Here is a 20068-nt window from a genome sequence, read left to right on the forward strand (position 1 = left end):
AGCGCTGGTTGCAGGCCCGCGGCCTGCAACCCGTGACCCGCAACTACCGCTGTCGTGGCGGCGAGATCGATCTCATCATGCGCCAGGGGGAGACCCTGGTGTTCGTTGAAGTGAGATATCGTGCCCACGCCACCCATGGCGGTGCAGCCAGCTCGGTCACCCGGCGCAAGCAGCACAAGATCGTGCTGGCCGCGCGCCACTATTTCAAGCAACATGCCATCAATGAGGCCAACCAGGCCTGTCGATTCGATGTGATCGCGTTCGAGGGCGACCAGCCGGACTGGATCCAGAACGCGTTTTAAGAGGACCCCATGACTGATCCCATCAAAGAGAATTACACCGAAAGCATCCAGACCAAGATAGCTGCCGCCGAAGCACTGCCGGATGCCATCCATACGGCAGCCCAGATGCTGACCATCTGCCTGCTCAATGGCCACAAGGTGATGGCATGTGGCAATGGTCCTTCCTCGGCATTGGCACAGCTGTTCATTTCCGAACTGGTGAACTGCTATGAAACGCCTCGCCCCTCCCTGCCCGGTCTCGCCCTGACGCCCGACATGGCGACCATCAGCGCCATCGCCACGGATCACGGTTTCGAAGAGGTCTATGCCAAACAGATACGTGCGCTGGGACAACCAGGCGACATCCTGGTGGTCATCACCACGACAGGCAACAGCCGCAGCCTCATCAAGGCTGCGGAGGCCGCCCTCTCCCGCGACATGACCATCATTGTTCTCGGTGGCGGAGACGGGGGAGAGATCGCCGGTCTGCTGGGCCCCAATGACGTGGAGATCCGCGTTCCTTCCGCTCGCCGTCCTCGTATTCTGGAAGTGAACCTGTTGACCCTGCACTGTCTCTGTGATCTCATCGACCAGACACTTTTCCCGCAACAGGAAGACTGAAACCATGAAGAAGCCTATTCTCGCTCTTGCCCTGCTGACCGGCGTCCTGCTGCTGCAAGGCTGTGCTGCCGTGGTGGTCGGTGGCGCGGCTGGCACCGCCAAAGCGAGCGGTGATCGCCGCACCCTGGGTGCCCAGTGGGACGATCAGACCATAGAGCTGAAAGCCGCCAACCTGTTGGCCGACAACAAGCCCCTGAGCGCCGCCAGCAAGATCAGTGTCTACAGCAACAACGGCCGTGTGCTGCTGGTGGGTCAGACACCCTCTGACGCTTACAAACAGGAAGCGGGCAGAATCGTGAGCCGGATTGAAGGGGTTCGCCATGTCTACAACGAGCTGCGCCTTGGCAAACCAGTCAGCATCGGCGTGCGCAGCAATGACACCTGGATCACCTCCAAGGTGCGGGCCGACATGCTGGGCACCAAGAACTTCGACAGCGCCAAGGTGAAGGTTGTCACCGAGAATGGCGAGGTATTCCTCATTGGGCTGGTCACCCGCCAGGAAGGGGATCAGGCCGTAGAAATCGCCCGCCACGTCAGCGGCGTTAAGCAGGTGATCAAAGCCTTCGAGTTTGCCCAGAATTGACCATCTGGCAGGATGAAAAAACGCAGCCTTCAGGCTGCGTTTTTTATTTGATGACTTTCAGGGTCGGGCGACCGCTCGGGCGCGGTGGTTCCGGCTCGGGGTCAACCGATGTGGGTGTCTGTGCCTGTTCCAGCCAGAGGTCATACCCGGGCTCAGGCGGGAACAGGGTCCCCACTCCGTTCTCCCTGGCATGGATGGCCAGTACGGCCGCCATGGGGATATAGACCTGCTGCGATACGCCACCGAAACGGGCGCTGAAGCTGACAGCGTCATTGTCCATGTGGAACTGGCCCACGGCCCGGGGGGCTATGTTCAGAACAATCTGGCCATCCTGCACGAACTGCATCGGTACCATCACATGGGGAATGTTGGCATTGACCACCAGATGGGGAGTCAGATCGTTATCCAGCAACCAGTCAAAAAACGCCCGCAGCAGATACGGGCGACTGGGTGTCATTGTCGGTTCCATGCTCATACGCCGGCACGGATCTCGCGCTCGGCCTCGGTCAGGGAAGCCTGGAAAGATTCACGCTCGAACAGGCGAACCATGTAAGCCTTCAGCTCTTTGGCGCCACGACCGGTAAAGTCGATGCCCAGGCTCGGCAGACGCCACAGCAACGGCGCCATGTAGCAGTCGACCAGACCGAACTCTTCGCTCATGAAGTAGGGCATCTCACCGAAGATGGGGGCGATGGCCAGCAGGTTGTCGCGCAGCTCGGCACGGGCGGCTTCGGTATCGGTGCCCGCCATGATCTTGTCGGCCAGAGAGTACCAGTCCAGCTCGATGCGGTGCATCATCAGACGGCTGTTGCCGCGCGCGACCGGATAAACCGGCATCAGGGGCGGATGCGGGAAACGCTCGTCCAGATACTCCATGATGATGCGCGAGGTGTACAACGCCAGCTCGCGATCCACCAGAGTCGGTACAGTGTTGTACGGGTTCAGCTCGGCCAGCTCATCCGGCAGGTTGGCAGGATCAACCTGGCAGATATCCACGCTAACACCCTTCTCCGCCAGGACAATACGCACCTGATGGCTGAACATATCGTTGGCACCGGAAAACAGCGTCATTACCGAACGCTTATTGGCAGCTACAGCCATTGAACCCTCCCGTCATTAAAAAGCAGAAACGGCAATGAAGCATGTCTGTCTTCATTGCCGTGCGTCATATTACTCCGATCTGGTCGCTTAGTGAACGTCGCGCCAGAATTCCTTCTTCAACAGCACAGTGAAGATGAAGAAGATAGCGATGAATCCGAGTACCCAGAAGCCCATGCGTTCGCGCTCCTGCTGCACCGGCTCAGCCGAGTAGACCAAGAAGTTTACCAGATCCAGTACCGTCTGATCATATTCTTCGTTGTTCATTTCACCGTTGCCGTCAGATTTGATGCTGACGACTTGCTGCATCTCCACGCCATCCAGGGTGTGCGTCTCGAACTCGGCGCGGGGCGTCCCCTGCAACGGCTCCAGCACATGGGGCATACCCACGGATGGGAAGACGGCGTTGTTCACCCCGAATGGACGGGTCTCGTCCACGTAGAAGGAACGCAGATAGGTGTAGATCCAGTCTGCACCACGCACCCGGGCAACCAGGGTCAGGTCGGGGGGCGGCGCGCCGAACCAGCGCGCAGCATCCTTCTCGGACATGGAGCTCTTCATCAGATCGCCGATCTTGGCGCCGGTGAAGACCAGGTTCTCCTTCATCAGATCGTCCGGAATGCCGATGTCGGCCGCCACCCGGTTATAACGCTGATACTGGGTGGAGTGACAGCCGGCACAGTAGTTCATGAAGGTGGCGGCTCCCCGTTGCAGGGATGCCTTGTCACTCAGATCGTACTCCGCCTTGTCGAGGGGGAAGCCACCGCCAGAGGCCAACACCAGACCTGGCAGCAGGGCCAGCACTGCAAAAATTATTCTTTTCATTTGAATGTCACCCTCTCCGGCAGCGGCTTGGTGTTCTCATTCTTGCTGTAGAAGAACAACAGGACGAAGAATCCGAAATAACCCAGAGTACAGAGCTGTGCAATCAGCGTCAGGGTCGGGGTTGATGGCAGCACGCCCAGCACCCCCAGGATAATGAAGCAGACCACGAACTGGGCGATGTTCAGCTTGTGCAGGGTGCTGCGGTAACGCACCGAGCGCACCTTGCAGCGATCCAGCCAGGGCAACAGGAACAGCACCACGATGGAGAGGCCCATCATGATGACCCCCAGCAGCTTGTCAGGCACCGCACGCAGGATGGCGTAGAAGGGGGTGAAGTACCAGACCGGAGCGATATGCGCCGGTGTCTTCAGGCCGTTGGCCACCTCAAAGTTCGGTTTCTCGAGGAAATAGCCCCACATGTCCGGCTTGAAGAAGATGATGGCACAGAAGAAGAACAGGAAACCGGCTACCCCGATCATGTCCTTCACGGTGAAGTAGGGGTGGAATGCGACCGCATCCAGTGGCCAGCCGTTCTCGTCCTTGTGCTTCTTGATGTCGATGCCATCGGGGTTGTTGGAGCCCACCTCGTGCAGCGCCAGGATATGCATGGCCACCAGCATCACCAGCACCAGCGGCAGAGCGATGACGTGCAGCGCAAAGAAGCGGTTCAGAGTCGCACCCGAGATGACATAGTCCCCCCGGATCCACAGGGTCAGATCGTCACCGATAACGGGGATGGCACCGAACAGCGAGATGATGACCTGGGCCCCCCAGAACGACATCTGCCCCCAGGGCAGCAGGTAACCCATGAAGGCCTCGGCCATCAGCACCAGGAAGATCAGCATGCCGAAGATCCACAGCAGTTCCCGTGGCTTCTGGTAAGAGCCGTAGATCATGCCGCGGAACATGTGCAGGTAGACCACGATGAAGAAGGCGGATGCCCCGGTGGAGTGCATGTAGCGAAGCAGCCAGCCGTAATCCACATCCCGCATGATGTATTCCACGGAAGCGAAGGCACCTTCCGCCGAAGGGTTGTAGTTCATGGTCAGCCAGATGCCGGTGATGATCTGGTTGACCAGCACCAACATGGCAAGAGAGCCGAAGAAGTACCAGAAGTTCAGGTTCTTGGGCGCCGGATACTTGGCCATATGGTCGTTGTACATGGCCGTGAGCGGGAAACGATCATCGATCCAGCCCATGAGTTTGGCAAACATGGTCAGGCCTCCTTGCCATCGGCACCGACCAGAATGGTGGTGTCGCTAAGAAATTGGTATGGCGGAATGACCAGGTTCAGCGGTGCGGGGACGCCCTGGAACACTCGACCAGCCATGTCGAATTTGGAGCCATGGCAGGGGCAGAAGAAGCCGGAAGTTACCCCTTGAACCTGCTCGCCGAAGCTGTCGGGCAGATAGGACGGGGAGCATCCCAGATGAGTGCAGATGCCAACGGCCACGAAGATTTCCGGTTTGATGGATCTGTAGCCATTGTGGGCATAGTCCGGTTGCTGTGGCTCGTCTGACGCAGGATCCCGCAGCTTGTCATCGTGTGCAGCCAGAGCATCCAGCGTCTGCTTGGTACGCTTCACCACCCAGACCGGTTTACCACGCCACTCGACGCGGATCAGCTGACCCGGCTCCAGCTTGCTGATATCCACTTCAACCGGGGCGCCTGCCGCCTTGGCTTTGGCACTCGGATTCCATGACTTAATAAACGGCACTGCGGTAAAAGCAGCTCCTACACCGCCAACGGCAACCGTTGACCAGGTAAGAAATCTGCGGCGACCGGTATCAACTGGCGCATTGCTCATCCAAAAACTCTCCCATGTGGACTCCGCTCATTCTTATAGTGTCCCTGTTTACTTCTCCTCTCCCTCTGACAACTGCAATGGAAGCGGAGTGGCAATTGACACAGAAAGACCATGGAAATTTTAAAGAAAAGATAACAATTTGACAAGAAAGGGAGTCGATGGGCAAAAACAATAAATACACAATTTTTTGTCTTTTGTGACGTATGCTTAGCATTGTCACATGTAACATTACCAATAAAAAAAGCCTGGCAAATTGCCAGGCTTTTTTGACACTCCTGAGAGTGCGTACCAAAAGCGAATTAACGCTTGGAGTACTGCGGACGCTTACGCGCTTTGTGCAGACCGACTTTCTTACGCTCAACCTTACGGGCATCACGAGTAACAAAGCCAGCTTTACGCAGTTCGGAACGCAGGGTCTCGTCGTACTGCATCAGAGCACGAGTGATACCGTGGCGGATCGCACCAGCTTGACCGGAGATGCCACCACCGTTAACGGTAATGTACAGATCCAGTTTCTCGGTCATCTCGACCAGTTCCAGCGGCTGACGAACTACCATGCGGGCAGTCGGACGGCCGAAGTATTGCTCCAGGGAGCGCTGGTTGATTACGATTTTACCGCTACCCGCTTTGATGAATACGCGAGCAGTGGAGCTTTTGCGACGGCCGGTACCGTAGTATTGATTTTCTGCCATGTTGCCAGTTCCCGTTAGATATCCAGTACTTGAGGTTGCTGAGCAGCATGAGCGTGCTCTGCGCCTGCGTAAACTTTCAGCTTACGGAACATGGCACGGCCCAGCGGGCCCTTCGGCAGCATGCCCTTGACGGCAGCTTCGATTACCATTTCCGGCTTACGCTGAATCAGCTTGTCGAAGCTGATGGACTTGATACCACCCGGGAAACCGGAGTGAGCGTGGTACATTTTGTCGGTAAATTTCTTACCGGTTACGTGTACCTTCTCAGCGTTTACAACGATGATGTAGTCACCGGTGTCAACGTGCGGAGTGTACTCGGCTTTGTGCTTACCACGCAGACGAGCAGCGATCTCGGTTGCGATACGACCCAGAGTTTTACCTTCTGCGTCCACAATGTACCAGTCACGTTTTACGGTTTCTGGCTTGGCAACGAAAGTTTTCATTAAGTTAAACCCAATTACCTGTTACAGACCCAATTGCTTATGGGGGCTCTCCCACAAACAACAAACGATGGCCTACCTGTACCCCTTCGAATACAAGTAAAGCTTAAAGTGTTGCTGTCTTATCGACAGCTGTAACGTGGGCCGGGCGATTATAAGTGAAGTTGCCTTAAATATCACCTGCTAATTTCACTGCCATGAAGCTAGCAAATGTCGCCCGGCCCTACCTGCCGCAGATGCCCATCCGACTGGCAGGCGCGGTATTGTGACTAAGGAAGGTGCACTCTGGCAAGGTATTCGTGCGATTGCATCTCCTGAAGCCGTGAAAGGCAACGCTTGAATTCGAAATTCAGCAGGCCTTCGCCATAGAGCCCGGTCATGGGGACCGCCGCCGATATGATGAGCTTGACGTGCCGCTCATAAAACTCGTCCACCATGGCGATGAAGCGGCGGGCCGCGTCATCCGTGCTGCTGCCCATGGGTTGCACATTGGCCAGCAGGACGGTGTGGAACTCACGGGCCAGTTCGATGTAGTCGCCCTGGGAGCGTGGAGTACAGCACAGCTGTTCAAACTCCATATAAAGCACCCCTTCCCCCACGCCCAGTGCACTCAGTTGGCGATGGTTGACTTCCAGTGCGGCGGCAGTCACCGGCCCAATCCCGGTCAACTGGCTGAAATAACGATCCAGGTTGCTCCTGGCCTGCTCATCCAGCGGGAAGTGATAGATCTCTGCCTGTTCCAGGGTTCGCAGCCGGTAATCGACACCGCCATCGACATTGATCACCTCGCAGTGACGCTCGATAAGCGCGATAGCAGGCAGGAAGCGAGCACGCTGCAACCCGTTGCGGTAGAGATCCTGAGGGGGGATGTTGGATGTGGCCACCAGCACTACGCCATGGCCAAAGAGTTCCTGGAACAGAGTGCCGAGCAGCATGGCATCCGTGATATCCGAGACGAAAAACTCGTCGAAACAGATGACGTCGGTCTCGTCGGTCAGCTTGCGGGCGATCAGCTTGAGCGGATCGGACTGACCGGTCAGCCCTCTGAGCTCGTCGTGCACACGGTGCATGAAACGGTGGAAGTGGATGCGCAGTTTGCGCTCCCCCGGCAGGCTCTCAAAAAAAGTATCCATCAGCCAGGTCTTGCCTCTGCCCACACCGCCCCACATATATAACCCCTGGACGGGGTCACGGGTTTTCGGCTTTTGCAGCCAACCCAGCAGGCCACGGGATCTGGTCGGAGTCGGGCTTGCGCACAGATCCTGATAGAGTCGCTCCAGGCGGGCGACTGCCATGGCCTGGGCCGGATCGGCCACAAAGCCGGGGCGCTGCAAATCCTGCTGATATTTTTGCTGCGGGGTCATCCTGTAAACCGCCTCCAAGTCCCTGAATGAGGGACAAAATGGTATCACGCTCTCAGGGGGCACGGTATAGTGCCAACGAGGCGTTGCGGTCCATCCGACCGCTTCAAATTCATCGTGTTAGCTGTAACAAGGAGCTTCTATGACTCTGTTTAACGGGATCCTGCTGGCGATCGCCGCCCTGATCATCGGCGTGCTGATCGGCCGCTTCTCTGTCCGTAGCCGGGATGCCGGACGCCTGGAACAAGAGCTGAAAAAAGCCCACAAGGAGCTGGAAAGCTACCAGGGGCAGATCACCACCCACTTCGCCGACAGCGCCGCCCTGATGGAGCAACTGGCCGAACAGTACCAGACCCTTTATCGCCACATGGCGGAACAGAGCAAGTTCCTGGCCAAGGTACAGGAACCACTGTTCCGCGAACCCGAAGTGGAAGAAACAGGCGATGCCGCCAACAGCGAGGAGCCGGGCCTTCCTCCCCGCGATTACGCCGGTGCGTCCGGCCTGCTCAAGCAGCCGGGCTGATCGTCGGTTGAACTAATTACGCTTTATCGTGGTCAGACCTTGACGATTGCACTGCAACTTTTTCTGGGAGCTGTTTCTCATATGCGTAAATCTCTTTCTGTATTCAGTGTCTTAGCCCTCAGTGTCGGTATCGCCATGTCCTCAGCACCGGCGCAGGCCGCACTGCCCCTGATGGCGAACAACCAGGAGATGCCGAGCCTGGCCCCCGTCCTCGAGCAGGTGACCCCTGCCGTGGTCAACATCTCCGTCTCTGGCAAGAAGATCACCCGCCAACGCCTGCCGGAACAATTCCGCTTCTTCTTCGGCCCCAACATGCCTGACGAGCAGGTGAGCGAGCAGCCCTTCCAGGCGCTTGGTTCCGGCGTCATCATCGATGCCAAGAAAGGCTACGTGATCACCAACGCCCACGTGGTCCACGAGGCGGACGAGATCAAGGTCAACCTGAAGGATGGCCGTGAGTATGCGGCCAAGAAAATAGGGGAAGACAAACAGTCGGATATCGCCCTGCTGCAAATCAAGGCCGAGGATCTGGTGCAGATCAAGTTCGCCGACTCCGACGAGCTGAGAGTCGGTGACTACGCGCTGGCCATCGGCAACCCGTTCGGCCTGGGCCAGACCGTCACCTCCGGCATTGTCAGCGCCCTGGGTCGCAGCGGCCTCAACATCGAAAATCTGGAGAACTTCATCCAGACCGATGCGGCCATCAACTCCGGCAACTCGGGCGGCGCCCTGCTCAACCTGCGCGGGGAGCTGATCGGCATCAACACCGCCATCCTGGGCCCCAACGGCGGCAACATCGGCATCGGCTTTGCCATCCCGTCCAACATGGTGCGCGATCTCTCCGAGCAGATCGTGAAATACGGCGAAGTGCGCCGTGGCCAGCTGGGGATTACCGGCACCGAGCTCACCAGCGAAATCGCCAAGACCTTCGGCTACAACAAGAAGGACGGTGCCTTCGTCAACCAGGTCATGCCTGACTCCGCCGCCGCCAAGGCAGGCATCAAGGCAGGCGACATCATCATCAGCATCGATGGCAAGCCCATCCGCTCCTTCGGCGAGCTACGTGCCAAAATCGCCACCATGGGGGCCGACAAGCAGGTCTCGCTCGGCCTCATCCGTGACGGCAAGGAGCAGACCGTCAAGGTCACCCTGAAGAAAGCGGATGACAGCGAGATCCTGGCCAGCGCCCTGCATCCGGCACTGGAAGGGGCCAAGCTGAGCACCACCACGGACCCCGTGACCGGCGTGGCCGTCTCCGACATCGATCCCCGCTCACCGGCAGCCGCCTCCGGCCTGCAAAAGGGCGACATCATCATCGGGGTCAACCGCCAGCGCATCAACTCCATGGGTGAACTGACCAAGGTGTTGAAAAACAAGCCGGAAGTCCTGGCGCTGAACATCCAGCGCGGTGACTCCTCGCTCTATTTGGTGATCCGTTAAGCCCCTCACACCCGCGGCAACCGCCGCGGGTGATTTTTATCCATCGATAATGTTATTCTCTGCCCGCAGCCTGTACGGACGAGAAAGACATGAAAATCCCACCTCTGATCAGCTACTTGGGCAAGTCCGTCGGCTTTGGCCTCGCCATGGCTGCGCTTTTGTTGCTGGTGTTCCCCAATTTTCGCGGCGGCGCCCCCCTGCCGGGCCTCATCACCAATGCCCGCGAGCTGAGCTTCTCCTACGCGGCCCATCGTGCCGGCCCTGCCGTCGTCAACATCTACACCCGCAGCTTCGCCGGCAATCGCGGTGAAAAAGCCGAACTCAGACCCCAGGGGCTGGGGTCCGGCGTCATCATGAACCAGCGCGGTCACGTGCTCACCAACTATCACGTCATCGCCGATGCGGACCAGATCATCGTCGCCCTGCAAGATGGTCGGGTATTCAGTGCAGAGCTGGTCGGCACCGACAAACTGACCGATCTGGCGGTGCTCTACATCGAATCGGACAACCTGCCGGTGATCCCGCAGGACCCGGATCGTCTGCCGGACGTGGGAGACGTGGTGCTCGCCATCGGCAACCCCTACAACGTCGGCCAAACCATCACCCAGGGCATCATCAGCGCCACCGGGCGTATCGGCCTCTCCAGCATGGGGCCGGACAGCAACGGCCGGCAGGATCTGCTGCAGACCGATGCCGCCATCAACGAGGGCAACTCCGGAGGCGCCCTGGTCAATGGCCGTGGTGATCTGGTGGGCATCAATACCGCCGCCTACCACCTCAACGGCAATCAGGAGAGCTATGGCATCAGTTTTGCCATCCCCTACAAGCTGGCCAAGCGCATCATGGACGAGCTGATCGCCAACGGCCGGGTCATCCGCGGCTACCTCGGCATCTCCAGCGTCGAGATCAATCCCATCGTCGCGCGCATGCTGAACCTGGGGGACTTGCAGGGGTTGGTGGTGGAGAGCCTGGATCCCAATGGCCCAGCCACCAAGGCCGGTCTCAAACGTGGGGATGTGCTGCTCAAGATCAACGGAGAGGCCATCACCGGCGTGCGTCCCGTCATGGACAAGATCGTCGAGAGCCGCCCCGGCACCAAGCTCACCATCTCGGTGATCCGCAACGGCAAGCCGCTGGACGTCGATGTCATCATCGAAGAGGACCTGCGCTACCAGAACCAAACCCTGCCGACCAGCAGTGCGGCACCCGCCACCTGAGGGGCGGATCCTCGCAGGGCCCGACAGGGCCCTTTTTTGTGCCCGCTTTCCTCCGGCTCCCACCTGTGCGTGAGACAGCTCACACATTGCGCCAATGAGCAATCGGGCGAAGGCGACGTCAAAACGCGCCACCGATCACACTCCCTTGCCGCCAGTTCGCTCCTTTCCTCTTCCTGAACGCCAAAAGGGCTTCTTTTGATGCCTTTCCCTCCGAATTTCCACTTCGAATCGGAAAAAACCTGCCTCCTCCCGCACTCTCCTCCGCTTTATGGTGAGCCCATCCTTTCTGCCAGCCTGGAGAGCAGACCTTGAATACCGACACCCATGACGCCCCCCTGACCCCGGACAGCCCGGCACTGCTGCGCAAGACCGACCTGACCCTGGCCCGCATTCACAACCTGCTGGCGGATCAGGGCATACGCCCCAACGACGTGCAGCAACAGATGCTGGCCTCCCACGTCAAGGCCATGGTGTGGCGCTCCTACAGCGGGGAATCCCTGCCGGAGGTCGACCTCAGCCTGTTCGAGGAGATCTCCCCCCTCTCCCTGCGCCTGGCCGAACAGGTCGTCGCCTGGCTCGACCGCCTCGCCTACGAGGAGGCGCACCTCTTGTCCGTCCATTTTGAAGTGGCCAAAGAAAACGAACTCAGCTCAGTAAAAGGAGAAAGCTAAATGACTGCCATCAAACTCGTGATTGGAGATCGTCTCGGCAAGGGACAGAAAGTGGGGGCAGGCGCAGAAGCCGCCGGCGCCACCGTGACCGTCATCCCCGGCATGGCCGCCGACATGAAGCTCGGTGATGTGATGAACAAGGAGCAGGCCGACCTTGGCATCTCCTTCTGCGGCAGCGGTGGCGCGGGCGCCATCACGGCCCAGACCAAGTACGGCTACAAGTGCCGCTACGGCATGCGATCCATCGAGGAGGGTGTCACCGCCATCAACGAGGGGTGCGTGGTACTGGGCTTCGGCTTCATGGACAAGGAAGAGCTGGGCCAAAAGCTGATCGAAGCCTTCGCCAAGAAACACGGGCGCACCTGATGAAAGAGCACTTCACCACCCGGATCACGGTCAACGGCAAGGGGGCGACTCGCCAGCAGGCGTTCGCTGCCGCCCTCAGCCAGGTGCAACCCAGCCTGCTCAAGGAGAGCCCCAAGGTGATGCTGCGCATCGAACCCCTCGAGGTCGAGGTGATCGAGGCCGAGGAGTCGGTACGGGTGGAGAAGTTCCTGTTCTTCTTCCTGCCACGCCAGCGCCACGAGTTCCGGGTCCAGCTGGCGATCACCGTCAAGGTCACCAGCCTGGATGTCGACAAGGTGGATTTCACCCGGGCCTGACCCCACAACCAAAAGGACAAGTTGGATGTTTCTAATCATTTTGATGAAGTCACTCATCATCGGCGGCCTGGTAGGCGTCGGGGTGGGAGCTGGCGCGGCGCGGATGTTCCACGCCCCGACCGTGCAGGGGATGGGCGCGTTCCGTACCCTGGGCGAGCTCAACTCCTGCGAAGGGGACCCCGCCTCCCACTTCTCGTTCGGTCTAGGCTTCTTCTTCAACGCCTGGGCCTCCACGGTCGCGGCCGGCGCCTTCACTCAGGACGTGGATCACCGCATCCTGCCGAACTGGGGTGCAGCGGCCCTGATGATCAAGAACCGGGATCTCACCACCACCCTCCATGATCCCAAAAAGATGGCCATCGCCTGCGGCATCATAGGTGCCATCGTAGTCGCCTTCCTCAACAGCACCGCCGCCGCCGTGCCAGCCGCCCTGCAGGTCACCGCGGTCAAGGTACTGGTGCCCGCCGCCAACCTGCTGGTCAATACCGTCATGCCGGTGATCTTCTGGCTGGCCGCCATCGAGGCAGGCAAGAAGTCCGGCTTCTGGGCCACCATCTTCGGCGGTCTGGCCCAGCTCATCATGGGCAACGCGGTACCAGGCCTGGTGCTTGGCATCCTGATCGGCAAGGGGGTGGAAGAGAGCGGCTGGAACCATGTCACCAAGGTGATGATGAGTGCCATCGTCCTGCTGTTCGTGCTGAGCGGCTTCTTCCGCGGCTTTGACATGAAACTCATTGAATCCTTCCACCTGGGCGTTCCCCTGTGGCTGGAAAACGTCCACAACCTCATGAGCGGAAAATAAGGAAGCACACCATGGATGAGAAACTGAGAAACAACTTCTGGTATGCCGACTGGTCCTTCCCCATCTTTGTCGGTCTGCTCTCTTCCGGCGTCTTCGCCGGTACCCACATGTTCTACCTCTACGGGGTAGGCGCCTTCAACGAGGTGGCCTTCGTCGCCATGCTGAAAGCCGGCATGGACACGGGGGCCTATGGTGCAGTCGCCGCCTTCGGTGCCAGCTTCCTGTTCGCCCGCATCATCGAGGGCTCCCTGGTGGGGATCCTCGACATCGGCGGCGCCATCCAGACCGGAGTCGGCCTCGGAGTGCCCGCCCTGCTGCTGGGGGCCGGCATCGTCTATCCGGTGGAAAACTTCACCGCTTCCCTGATCACCGGTATGGGGATTGGGATGGCCATCGGCTACGTGATCATCCTGGCGCGCAAGTTCACCATCAACCAGAGCAACTCCACCTACGGCGCAGACGTCATGATGGGGGCTGGCAACAGCTCGGGCCGCTTCCTCGGTCCCCTCATCATCCTCTCCGCCATGGGCGCCTCCATTCCCATCGGGATAGGCTCCCTGCTGGGTGCCCTGCTGTTTTACATCTGGGAGAAGCCCATCACGGGCGGCGCCATTCTGGGGGCCATGCTGTTCGGGACCTTCTTCCCCATCGCCCTGGCTTAATCCAAGGCCGTCTCTTGGGCGGCATTCAAGAACCTGTTTGCGCTCTGTCGCGAAAGGTCGTCAGCAAGGTGAAGAGCAGCGCAGGGGCCGGAGCGTATGGATAGTCGTGAGAACTCCTGGTTACAAATACGCGAGCAGCATATGAGCCTTGGAAGCGGCCTCGCAGTAAGAGCGCAAGCAGGTTACAAGAGGGATATCAGCATGTACGACATGATCATCAGGGCGGGACGCCTAGGAAGCGGGCAGCTTGTCGACGTCGCCATCAAGCATGGCAAGATAGCGGCGCTGGGTTCGCTGCCAGAAAGCACGGAGGCGAAGCAAACCCTCATTCTGGGCGGGCAGGTCCATGTGAGCGCCGGCTGGATTGACGGCCACACCCACTGCTACCCCGCCTCCCCCCTCTATCACGATGAGCCGGACAAGGTGGGGGTGGCGTCCGGTGTCACCACCGTCATCGACGCCGGCAGCACCGGAGCCGACGATGTGGACGACTTCCAGCGTCTCGCCGCCACCTGCAAGACCCGGGTGCATGCCCTGCTCAACATCTCCCGCATCGGTCTGCTGCGTCAGAACGAGCTGGCGGATCCGGCAGACATCGATCCCGTCCTCGCCCAAGCGGCCATCCGGCGCCATCCCGGCTTCATCGTCGGCATCAAGGCGCGCATGAGCGGCAGCGTGGTGGGTGAAAGCGGTCTGCAACCCCTGCGCATGGCCAAGCAGATCCAGCAGGCCAATGGCAACTTGCCGCTGATGGTGCACGTGGGCAACACGCCGCCGGATCTGGACGAGATCGTCGCCCTGCTGGGGGAGGGCGATCTGCTGACCCACTGCTTCAACGGCAAGCCCAACCGCATCCTGACCCCGGCCGGCGAACTGCGCCAGGCGGTGCGTGAGGCGATGCGGCGGGGGCTCTTGCTCGACATCGGCCACGGCGGCGCCAGCTTCAGCTTCGAAGTGGCGGAGCTGGCCATTGCTCAGGGGATCCTGCCCCACACCATCAGTTCAGACATCTACTGCAAGAACCGCATCAAGGGGCCCGTCTACAGTCTGGCCCACGTGATGTCGAAGTTCTTCGCCATCGGCATGACCCTGGAGCAGGTGCTCGCCTGCGTCACTCACCAGGCCGCCGATGCCCTGCGCCTGCTCGGCAAGGGGCGACTCGAGGTGGGCGCCGATGCAGACATCACCCTGTTCGAGGTGAGCTGCGGCCCCACTCTCTTTACCGATACCGAGGCCGGCGCCCGCAGCGGTGACCGGCAACTGCTCCCTCTCGCTGCCTTGGTGGGCGGCGAACTGGTTCTGACTCACTACGGGAAATCACACCATGCCTTCTGTGTATGAGAAATACCGGCTCAAACCGGTGATCAACGCCTCCGGGCGCATGACCATCCTCGGCGTCTCCACCCCCGAGCAGGAGGTGGTCGATGCGGTCAACTTCGGCCTCGGCCACTACTTCGAGGTGAAGGATCTGGTCAACAAGACCGGCGCCTACCTGGCCGATCTGCTGGGCGTTGAAGATGCGGTTGTGGTCTCCTGCGCCAGCGCTGGCATCGCCCAGTCGGTGGCCGCCGTGATCGTGCGCGGCGACCCCTATCGCCTCGAGCAGTTGCATGCTCATGCCCACGACGTGCCGAGCGACATCGTGCTGCCCAAGGGCCACAACGTGAACTTTGGTGCCCCCGTCGGCACCATGGTCAACCTGGGGGGCGGCAGGGTGGTGGAGGCAGGCTACGCCAACGAGTGCTCACCCGCCCAGCTGGCCGCCGCCATCAATGCCAATACCGCCGCCATCCTCTACATCAAGTCCCACCACTGCGTGCAGAAGAGCATTCTGTCGGTGACCGAGGCGGCCGAGGTGGCCAAGGCCCACGGGATCCCGCTCATCGTCGATGCGGCGGCCGAAGAGGATCTGCGTCTCTACTACAACCAGGGTGCAGATCTGGTCATCTACAGCGGCGCCAAGGCCATCGAAGGGCCCACCAGCGGCCTGGTGCTCGGCAGACGTCAGTATGTGGAGTGGGTCAAGCAGCAGGCTGGCGGCATAGGCCGTGCCATGAAGGTGGGCAAGGAGGGGATCCTCGGCCTGACCCACGCCATCGAGCGCTACCTGGCCAAAGAGAAGGAGAGCGGCGCCGCCATGGTCGCCAAGATGACCCCCTTCATCGAGCGCCTCAACCAGCTGCCCGGCGTCACCGCCAAGGTGGTGTGGGACAGCGCGGGGCGCGACATCGCCCGCACCGACATCGCCTTCGACCACCAGCAGATCGGCATGACCACGGCGGAAGTGGTCTCTCGTCTGCAACAAGGTACCCCCGCCGTCTACTGCCGCGGCTACAAGGCCAACGAGGGGCACATCGAGATAGACGTGCGCAGCGTCACCCTGCCCCAGCTCGACCAGATCCACTCCGCCATTGCCCACCTCGTTCAGGAGAACAACTGATGTCTCTTACCCCCAATTACTACCGCGATCGGGTCTGCCTCAACGTGCTGGCAGGTTCCAAAGAGAATGCCGTCGACATTTATGAGGCTGCCGAGGGCCACGTCCTGGTCGGTGTGCTCTCCAAGAACTACCCGGACATTCCCTCTGCCGTCACCGACATGGAGGCCTACGCCAAGCTTATCGACAACGCCCTCTCCATCGGGCTGGGAGCAGGTGATCCGCGCCAGTCCGCCATGGTGGCCGAGCTGGCCCGCCAGTTGCAGCCCCAGCACGTCAATCAGGTATTCACCGGGGTCGGGGCCAGCCGGGCGCTGCTCGGTCAAGCTGACACCCTGGTCAATGGCCTTGTCTCCCCCACCGGCACGCCGGGGATGGTGAAGATCTCCACCGGCCCCCTCAGTAGTCAGCAGCCCGATGGTATAGTACCCATCGATACCGCCGTTGCCCTGCTCAAAGACATGGGCGGCAGCTCGGTCAAATTCTTCCCCATGGGGGGACTCGCCTGCCGCGCCGAGTATCAGGCAGTGGCCGAGGCCTGTGCCCGCCACGGCTTCTGGCTGGAGCCCACCGGCGGTATCGATCTTGAGAACTTCGAGGAGATAGTGCGGATCGCGCTGGAGGCAGGAGTCGAGAAGGTGATCCCCCATGTCTACAGCTCCATCATCGACAGCGAGAGCGGCCAGACCCGGCCGGAGGATGTGCGTACCCTCCTCGCCATGGTGAAGGCACTGCTGGCATAGCAACCCCACAGGCACCGGTCCGATCACTGGGCGGTGCCTGGCTTGTTAATGACCCCCTTGTTAACATCGACCCACCATGCGCGACAGGAGTCCCCACCCCCTCATGACCAAGCTGCCCCACCCCAGACTCCAGCAACTGCTCGCCCTGCTTCACGCGGAGCCCCTGCCACAGGAGGAGCTGGCCCGCCGTCTCAATGTTTCCACCCGCACGGTGCGTACCGACGTGGCGACCCTGAACGAGCTCATCGCCACCCGGGGCGCCCACCTGATCCATCAGCGGGGCAGCGGTTACCAGCTCAAGATCTACAATCAGGGGCTGTTCGATGCGCTGCTGGCCGCCCAGGGGCAGGAGAGCCCTCTGCCTCGCACCAGCCGCGAGCGGGTGCTGCACCTCCAGGTCTTGCTGCTGACGGCGGAACAGGGGATCAAGCTCGACGAGCTGGCGGACACCTGGTATCTGAGCCGGGCGGCTTTGCAAGGGGACATGACGGAGGTGCGGGAGCGGCTCGCCCACTTCGGGCTCACCATCGACAGTAAACCCAGGGTGGGGATGCGCATTGCGGGAAGCGAGATGGCGATCCGCGCCTGCCTCACCCAACTGCTCTGCCAGGAGCTGCTGCACCAGCATCCGCTCCAGAGCCTGTTGCCCACCCTCTGCCCCAGCAAGACGCTGGAGGTAGTGGGCAACCACATTCACGAGCAACTCGGTCGCCATCAGCTACGCCTGGCCGACGAGAGCCTGCAGCAAGTCACCGTCTACTGTGCCGTCGCCCTGCTTCGCCAAGCGTCTGGCCACGAGTTGCGCCAGTTTGCCAGCGACGACATCACCCCGCCCCTGGCAGTGGTGGCCCGCGACATCTATGCCGAGCTGCCGACCCTGACTTCACCGGTGCAGGAAGAGATCGCCTGTCTCGCCATCCAGATCCAGGCTCGCCTCACTGCAGAGACGCCCCTGCTCAGCCCGGCCATGGCGGCCGAGAGCGAGCAACTGACTGCACACCTGCTGGGTTACATCCACCAGCACTACCCCTATGACCTGCGCGGCGACCCGCAATTGCGAGCCGACCTGCAGACCCACATCGGCGCCATGCTGCTGCGGGTCAAATACCAGATTGGCAGCCACAATCCCCTGGCGGATCACATCAAGCAGTATTACCCCCTCGCCTACGACATCACCCTGGCGGCCATCTCTGAGTGGATCAGGCAGACCCCCTACCGATTGACCCACCACGAGATCGGCTACCTGGTGATCCACATCGGAGTCGGCCTGGAGCGCCACTACGACATCGGTTACACCCGGCGCCCCCAGGCGCTGCTGCTGTGCGATGCGGGCAACGCCACCTTCCGGGTGCTGGAAGCACGCATCCGGCGGGAATACCCCCAACTGCAGCTGACCACGCTGGAATCGGTGCGGGACTATGAGGGGCTGGTGCGAGTCGAGCAGGATTTCGTCATCAGCACCCTCAAGGTGAGCGAGAAGAATGCTCCCGTGGTGCAGGTCTCCCCCTTCCCGACCCAGTACCAGCTGGAGCAGCTCGGCAAGCTGGTGCTGGTCGATCGCACCCGCCCCTACCTGCTCGACAAGTATTTCGATGCCGACCACTTCATGGTGGTCACCGAACCGCTCAGCCAAGCGGCGCTGTTTGACCGCATCTGCAGCCAGCTTGAGGTGGAGGATCTCGTGGAGAGCGGATTCCGGGGATCCTTGCAGGAGCGGGAGCGGATCGTCTCCACCATGCTGGGGGACGGCATCGCTCTGCCCCACTCCCTCGGCCTGCTGGCGCGCCGCACCCTGGTCTATACCGTGCTGGTCCCTCAGGGGATCGATTGGGGCAACGGCGAGAGCGCTACCCTCATCTTCGTGCTGGCCATCGCCAAGGCGGATTATGACGAAGCCATGGGACTTTATGATCTGTTTCTGGCACTGATGAACGAAAAAGCAAGCAGAAGTCTGCTGGCGTGTCGGGATTTTGCCGCTTTCAAGGCGCTGGCTCGCAGCGCACCTTGAGCACGCCGAGGCGTATTACTCCTCATTGAAGCCCGAGGTGAACAGCGCCACCACGGCGGCCAGGGCCTCCACCTCTTCGGGGCCCTCCACCTGCACCTCCACCTGTTTGCCCTGGGCGGAGTCCAGCATCAGCAGGCCGATCACGCTGTCCGCGTCGGCCTCGACCCCCTCTTCGTTGCGCAGCAACACGTGGGCATCGAACCCTTGCACCAGCTCGAACAGCATCATGGCCGGTCGCGCGTGAATGCCTAACTTGTTTTTGACTTCTACCGAGGCGGAAACGGTCATCTGAGCATCCTGTGGATCTGTCAAGCGGGGTTTGAACGCTTGTCCAACGTGCGATGGCGGATCTGCACGTTCTTGCCAAGCAACCGGAATGCGCTGGCCAGCCGCTCGGCGATGAACACCGAGCGGTGTTGTCCGCCGGTACAGCCGATCCCGACGGTCACATAGCTGCGATTGTTGCGCTCCAGGTGGGGCAACCAGGTCCCCAGCATATTCTCGATCTGCTGGATGAACAGCATGACATCCGGCTGGCTGGAGAGGTAGTTGGCCACGGGCTCATCCTTGCCGGTGAAGGGCTTGAGCTCCGGGATCCAGTGCGGGTTGGGCAGGAAACGGGCGTCGAACACGAAGTCCGCATCCTTGGGAATGCCGTACTTGAAGCCGAATGACTCGAACACCAGCACCAGCTCGTTCTCTTTCTTGCCGAGCACCCGGGTTTTGATGAGCTCGCTGAGATCGTGAATGCTGAGGTTGGTGGTGTCGATGCGCAGGTCGGCGGTCGAGGAGAGCGGTGCCAGCAGGTGGGTCTCTTCCCGGATCGCCTCGTCCAGCGAAAGCTTGTTGCGGGACAGAGGATGCAGACGGCGGCTCTCACCGTAGCGTTTGAGCAGGGTCGCGTTGTCCGCATCGAAGAAGAAGCTCGAAAACTTGACTCGCCCCTCGTTGCGCACCTGGCTCAGCAGGTTCTCCAGCCTGTCTGCCTGGGCAGGTAGGTTGCGCACGTCGATGCTGACCGCCAGCTTGTCATACTGGCTCTCCACCGACACGATCAACTGGGGCAGCAGGTTGACCGGCAGGTTGTCCACGCAGTAGTACCCGAGATCCTCGAGCACCCTCAGGGCCACCGTCTTGCCGGAGCCCGAACGACCGCTTACTACTATTAACTGCATCTTGTCCCCTCACGCCAACG

At 60.5% G+C, this 20068-nt stretch carries 25 protein-coding genes; 15 read left to right on the forward strand and 10 right to left on the reverse strand.

The genetic code is table 11. The features are described 5' to 3' along the window. Nucleotides 1-8: 8 nt before the first annotated feature. From I6L32_RS04800 to dolP, 3 genes are read left to right on the forward strand one after another with little or no spacing between them, the layout of a single operon-like run. A complete protein-coding gene (locus I6L32_RS04800; protein ID WP_232098019.1) occupies nucleotides 9-302 on the forward strand; it encodes a YraN family protein in 294 nt (97 codons plus the stop codon). 9 nt (nucleotides 303-311) lie between these two features. Further along, nucleotides 312-902, forward strand: coding sequence for an SIS domain-containing protein (locus tag I6L32_RS04805; RefSeq protein WP_010675848.1), 591 nt, complete (start codon nucleotides 312-314; stop codon nucleotides 900-902). Nucleotides 903-906: 4 nt separating this feature from the next. Next, nucleotides 907-1485 (forward strand): division/outer membrane stress-associated lipid-binding lipoprotein, encoded by a 579-nt coding sequence (gene dolP, locus I6L32_RS04810; RefSeq protein WP_010675849.1) that lies wholly within the window; start codon nucleotides 907-909, stop codon nucleotides 1483-1485. Between the two features lie 43 nt (nucleotides 1486-1528). On the opposite strand, the gene I6L32_RS04815 is transcribed toward dolP, so the two are convergent. The 8 genes from I6L32_RS04815 to zapE form a co-directional block, all read right to left on the reverse strand. After that, the gene (locus I6L32_RS04815; RefSeq protein WP_029314842.1) at nucleotides 1529-1960 is read right to left on the reverse strand and encodes a ClpXP protease specificity-enhancing factor; all 432 of its coding nucleotides are present in this window, start codon (nucleotides 1958-1960) and stop codon (nucleotides 1529-1531) included. Beyond that, entirely contained in the window at nucleotides 1957-2586 is a 630-nt protein-coding gene (sspA, locus tag I6L32_RS04820; protein WP_039040485.1) for a stringent starvation protein SspA, read from the reverse strand. The genes I6L32_RS04815 and sspA overlap by 4 nt, the downstream gene beginning before the upstream one ends. A gap of 87 nt (nucleotides 2587-2673) precedes the next feature. Further along, a complete protein-coding gene (locus I6L32_RS04825) occupies nucleotides 2674-3408 on the reverse strand; it encodes a cytochrome c1 (protein WP_216944757.1) in 735 nt (244 codons plus the stop codon). Beyond that, nucleotides 3405-4622, reverse strand: a complete 1218-nt coding sequence (locus I6L32_RS04830; RefSeq protein ID WP_010675853.1) for a cytochrome bc complex cytochrome b subunit — start codon at nucleotides 4620-4622, stop codon at nucleotides 3405-3407. The genes I6L32_RS04825 and I6L32_RS04830 overlap by 4 nt, the downstream gene beginning before the upstream one ends. A 2-nt stretch (nucleotides 4623-4624) precedes the next feature. After that, a complete protein-coding gene (gene petA / locus I6L32_RS04835; protein WP_010675854.1) occupies nucleotides 4625-5215 on the reverse strand; it encodes a ubiquinol-cytochrome c reductase iron-sulfur subunit in 591 nt (196 codons plus the stop codon). Between the two features lie 299 nt (nucleotides 5216-5514). Beyond that, nucleotides 5515-5907 (reverse strand): 30S ribosomal protein S9, encoded by a 393-nt coding sequence (rpsI, locus tag I6L32_RS04840; RefSeq protein ID WP_005336286.1) that lies wholly within the window; start codon nucleotides 5905-5907, stop codon nucleotides 5515-5517. A 14-nt stretch (nucleotides 5908-5921) separates the two neighbouring features. Further along, nucleotides 5922-6350, reverse strand: coding sequence for a 50S ribosomal protein L13 (gene rplM / locus I6L32_RS04845; protein ID WP_005336289.1), 429 nt, complete (start codon nucleotides 6348-6350; stop codon nucleotides 5922-5924). Nucleotides 6351-6616: 266 nt separating this feature from the next. Then, nucleotides 6617-7711 carry a cell division protein ZapE gene (zapE, locus tag I6L32_RS04850; RefSeq protein WP_049637186.1) on the reverse strand — a complete coding sequence of 365 codons (1095 nt, stop codon included), beginning with the start codon at nucleotides 7709-7711 and terminating at the stop codon, nucleotides 6617-6619. A gap of 139 nt (nucleotides 7712-7850) precedes the next feature. Between zapE and I6L32_RS04855 the strand changes: the two genes are divergently transcribed. The 12 genes from I6L32_RS04855 (at nucleotide 7851) to I6L32_RS04910 (ending at nucleotide 18873) form a co-directional block, all read left to right on the forward strand. Further along, complete coding sequence (locus tag I6L32_RS04855) at nucleotides 7851-8231, forward strand: YhcB family protein (RefSeq protein WP_010675856.1); 381 nt, start codon at nucleotides 7851-7853, stop codon at nucleotides 8229-8231. Between the two features lie 81 nt (nucleotides 8232-8312). Next, the gene (locus I6L32_RS04860) at nucleotides 8313-9671 is read left to right on the forward strand and encodes a Do family serine endopeptidase (RefSeq protein WP_042015057.1); all 1359 of its coding nucleotides are present in this window, start codon (nucleotides 8313-8315) and stop codon (nucleotides 9669-9671) included. Between the two features lie 89 nt (nucleotides 9672-9760). After that, nucleotides 9761-10888 (forward strand): outer membrane-stress sensor serine endopeptidase DegS, encoded by a 1128-nt coding sequence (gene degS / locus I6L32_RS04865; RefSeq protein ID WP_010675858.1) that lies wholly within the window; start codon nucleotides 9761-9763, stop codon nucleotides 10886-10888. 308 nt (nucleotides 10889-11196) lie between these two features. Then, nucleotides 11197-11559 carry a transcriptional regulator gene (locus I6L32_RS04870; RefSeq protein ID WP_010675859.1) on the forward strand — a complete coding sequence of 121 codons (363 nt, stop codon included), beginning with the start codon at nucleotides 11197-11199 and terminating at the stop codon, nucleotides 11557-11559. Next, nucleotides 11560-11925, forward strand: a complete 366-nt coding sequence (locus I6L32_RS04875; protein WP_049637185.1) for an SFCGS family glycine-rich protein — start codon at nucleotides 11560-11562, stop codon at nucleotides 11923-11925. Further along, nucleotides 11925-12221: a DUF4312 family protein gene (locus I6L32_RS04880; RefSeq protein ID WP_216944758.1), complete on the forward strand. Its 297-nt coding sequence runs from the start codon at nucleotides 11925-11927 to the stop codon at nucleotides 12219-12221. Before I6L32_RS04875 ends, I6L32_RS04880 begins: the two co-directional genes overlap by 1 nt. A 25-nt stretch (nucleotides 12222-12246) precedes the next feature. Then, nucleotides 12247-13023, forward strand: a complete 777-nt coding sequence (locus I6L32_RS04885; protein WP_216944759.1) for a DUF4311 domain-containing protein — start codon at nucleotides 12247-12249, stop codon at nucleotides 13021-13023. 11 nt (nucleotides 13024-13034) lie between these two features. Further along, nucleotides 13035-13685 (forward strand): DUF4310 family protein, encoded by a 651-nt coding sequence (locus I6L32_RS04890; protein ID WP_041211843.1) that lies wholly within the window; start codon nucleotides 13035-13037, stop codon nucleotides 13683-13685. A gap of 201 nt (nucleotides 13686-13886) precedes the next feature. Next, nucleotides 13887-15026: an amidohydrolase/deacetylase family metallohydrolase gene (locus tag I6L32_RS04895; protein WP_216944760.1), complete on the forward strand. Its 1140-nt coding sequence runs from the start codon at nucleotides 13887-13889 to the stop codon at nucleotides 15024-15026. Further along, nucleotides 15010-16125 (forward strand): DgaE family pyridoxal phosphate-dependent ammonia lyase, encoded by a 1116-nt coding sequence (locus I6L32_RS04900; RefSeq protein ID WP_216944761.1) that lies wholly within the window; start codon nucleotides 15010-15012, stop codon nucleotides 16123-16125. The genes I6L32_RS04895 and I6L32_RS04900 overlap by 17 nt, the downstream gene beginning before the upstream one ends. Further along, the gene (locus I6L32_RS04905) at nucleotides 16125-16865 is read left to right on the forward strand and encodes a KDGP aldolase family protein (RefSeq protein ID WP_216944762.1); all 741 of its coding nucleotides are present in this window, start codon (nucleotides 16125-16127) and stop codon (nucleotides 16863-16865) included. Before I6L32_RS04900 ends, I6L32_RS04905 begins: the two co-directional genes overlap by 1 nt. A 103-nt stretch (nucleotides 16866-16968) precedes the next feature. Beyond that, the gene (locus I6L32_RS04910; protein ID WP_216944763.1) at nucleotides 16969-18873 is read left to right on the forward strand and encodes a transcription antiterminator; all 1905 of its coding nucleotides are present in this window, start codon (nucleotides 16969-16971) and stop codon (nucleotides 18871-18873) included. A 15-nt stretch (nucleotides 18874-18888) separates the two neighbouring features. Here I6L32_RS04910 and npr read toward each other — a convergent pair whose 3' ends face one another. Further along, on the reverse strand, nucleotides 18889-19161 hold the full coding sequence (npr, locus tag I6L32_RS04915; RefSeq protein ID WP_010675868.1) for a PTS phosphocarrier protein NPr: 273 nt from the start codon (nucleotides 19159-19161) through the stop codon (nucleotides 18889-18891). A gap of 20 nt (nucleotides 19162-19181) precedes the next feature. Beyond that, nucleotides 19182-20048, reverse strand: a complete 867-nt coding sequence (gene rapZ / locus I6L32_RS04920; RefSeq protein WP_010675869.1) for an RNase adapter RapZ — start codon at nucleotides 20046-20048, stop codon at nucleotides 19182-19184. Nucleotides 20049-20068 lie beyond the last annotated feature (20 nt).

It is taken from the genome of Aeromonas sp. FDAARGOS 1402 (genome assembly GCF_019046925.1).
Lineage (GTDB): Bacteria > Pseudomonadota > Gammaproteobacteria > Enterobacterales > Aeromonadaceae > Aeromonas > Aeromonas caviae.

Bases quoted from the DNA above. Each gene is read 5' to 3' on its own strand.
- I6L32_RS04910 (WP_216944763.1), top strand. From the start codon at position 16,969: ATGACCAAGCTGCCCCACCCCAGACTCCAGCAACTGCTCGCCCTGCTT.
- I6L32_RS04895 (WP_216944760.1), top strand. From the start codon at position 13,887: ATGTACGACATGATCATCAGGGCGGGACGCCTAGGAAGCGGGCAGCTT.
- I6L32_RS04885 (WP_216944759.1), top strand. From the start codon at position 12,247: ATGTTTCTAATCATTTTGATGAAGTCACTCATCATCGGCGGCCTGGTA.
- petA (WP_010675854.1), bottom strand. From the start codon at position 5,215: ATGAGCAATGCGCCAGTTGATACCGGTCGCCGCAGATTTCTTACCTGG.
- I6L32_RS04875 (WP_049637185.1), top strand. From the start codon at position 11,560: ATGACTGCCATCAAACTCGTGATTGGAGATCGTCTCGGCAAGGGACAG.
- I6L32_RS04825 (WP_216944757.1), bottom strand. From the start codon at position 3,408: ATGAAAAGAATAATTTTTGCAGTGCTGGCCCTGCTGCCAGGTCTGGTG.
- I6L32_RS04855 (WP_010675856.1), top strand. From the start codon at position 7,851: ATGACTCTGTTTAACGGGATCCTGCTGGCGATCGCCGCCCTGATCATC.
- rpsI (WP_005336286.1), bottom strand. From the start codon at position 5,907: ATGGCAGAAAATCAATACTACGGTACCGGCCGTCGCAAAAGCTCCACT.
- dolP (WP_010675849.1), top strand. From the start codon at position 907: ATGAAGAAGCCTATTCTCGCTCTTGCCCTGCTGACCGGCGTCCTGCTG.
- rplM (WP_005336289.1), bottom strand. From the start codon at position 6,350: ATGAAAACTTTCGTTGCCAAGCCAGAAACCGTAAAACGTGACTGGTAC.
- rapZ (WP_010675869.1), bottom strand. From the start codon at position 20,048: ATGCAGTTAATAGTAGTAAGCGGTCGTTCGGGCTCCGGCAAGACGGTG.
- I6L32_RS04890 (WP_041211843.1), top strand. From the start codon at position 13,035: ATGGATGAGAAACTGAGAAACAACTTCTGGTATGCCGACTGGTCCTTC.
- I6L32_RS04905 (WP_216944762.1), top strand. From the start codon at position 16,125: ATGTCTCTTACCCCCAATTACTACCGCGATCGGGTCTGCCTCAACGTG.
- npr (WP_010675868.1), bottom strand. From the start codon at position 19,161: ATGACCGTTTCCGCCTCGGTAGAAGTCAAAAACAAGTTAGGCATTCAC.
- zapE (WP_049637186.1), bottom strand. From the start codon at position 7,711: ATGACCCCGCAGCAAAAATATCAGCAGGATTTGCAGCGCCCCGGCTTT.
- I6L32_RS04815 (WP_029314842.1), bottom strand. From the start codon at position 1,960: ATGAGCATGGAACCGACAATGACACCCAGTCGCCCGTATCTGCTGCGG.
- degS (WP_010675858.1), top strand. From the start codon at position 9,761: ATGAAAATCCCACCTCTGATCAGCTACTTGGGCAAGTCCGTCGGCTTT.
- I6L32_RS04860 (WP_042015057.1), top strand. From the start codon at position 8,313: ATGCGTAAATCTCTTTCTGTATTCAGTGTCTTAGCCCTCAGTGTCGGT.
- sspA (WP_039040485.1), bottom strand. From the start codon at position 2,586: ATGGCTGTAGCTGCCAATAAGCGTTCGGTAATGACGCTGTTTTCCGGT.
- I6L32_RS04830 (WP_010675853.1), bottom strand. From the start codon at position 4,622: ATGTTTGCCAAACTCATGGGCTGGATCGATGATCGTTTCCCGCTCACG.
- I6L32_RS04880 (WP_216944758.1), top strand. From the start codon at position 11,925: ATGAAAGAGCACTTCACCACCCGGATCACGGTCAACGGCAAGGGGGCG.
- I6L32_RS04805 (WP_010675848.1), top strand. From the start codon at position 312: ATGACTGATCCCATCAAAGAGAATTACACCGAAAGCATCCAGACCAAG.
- I6L32_RS04900 (WP_216944761.1), top strand. From the start codon at position 15,010: ATGCCTTCTGTGTATGAGAAATACCGGCTCAAACCGGTGATCAACGCC.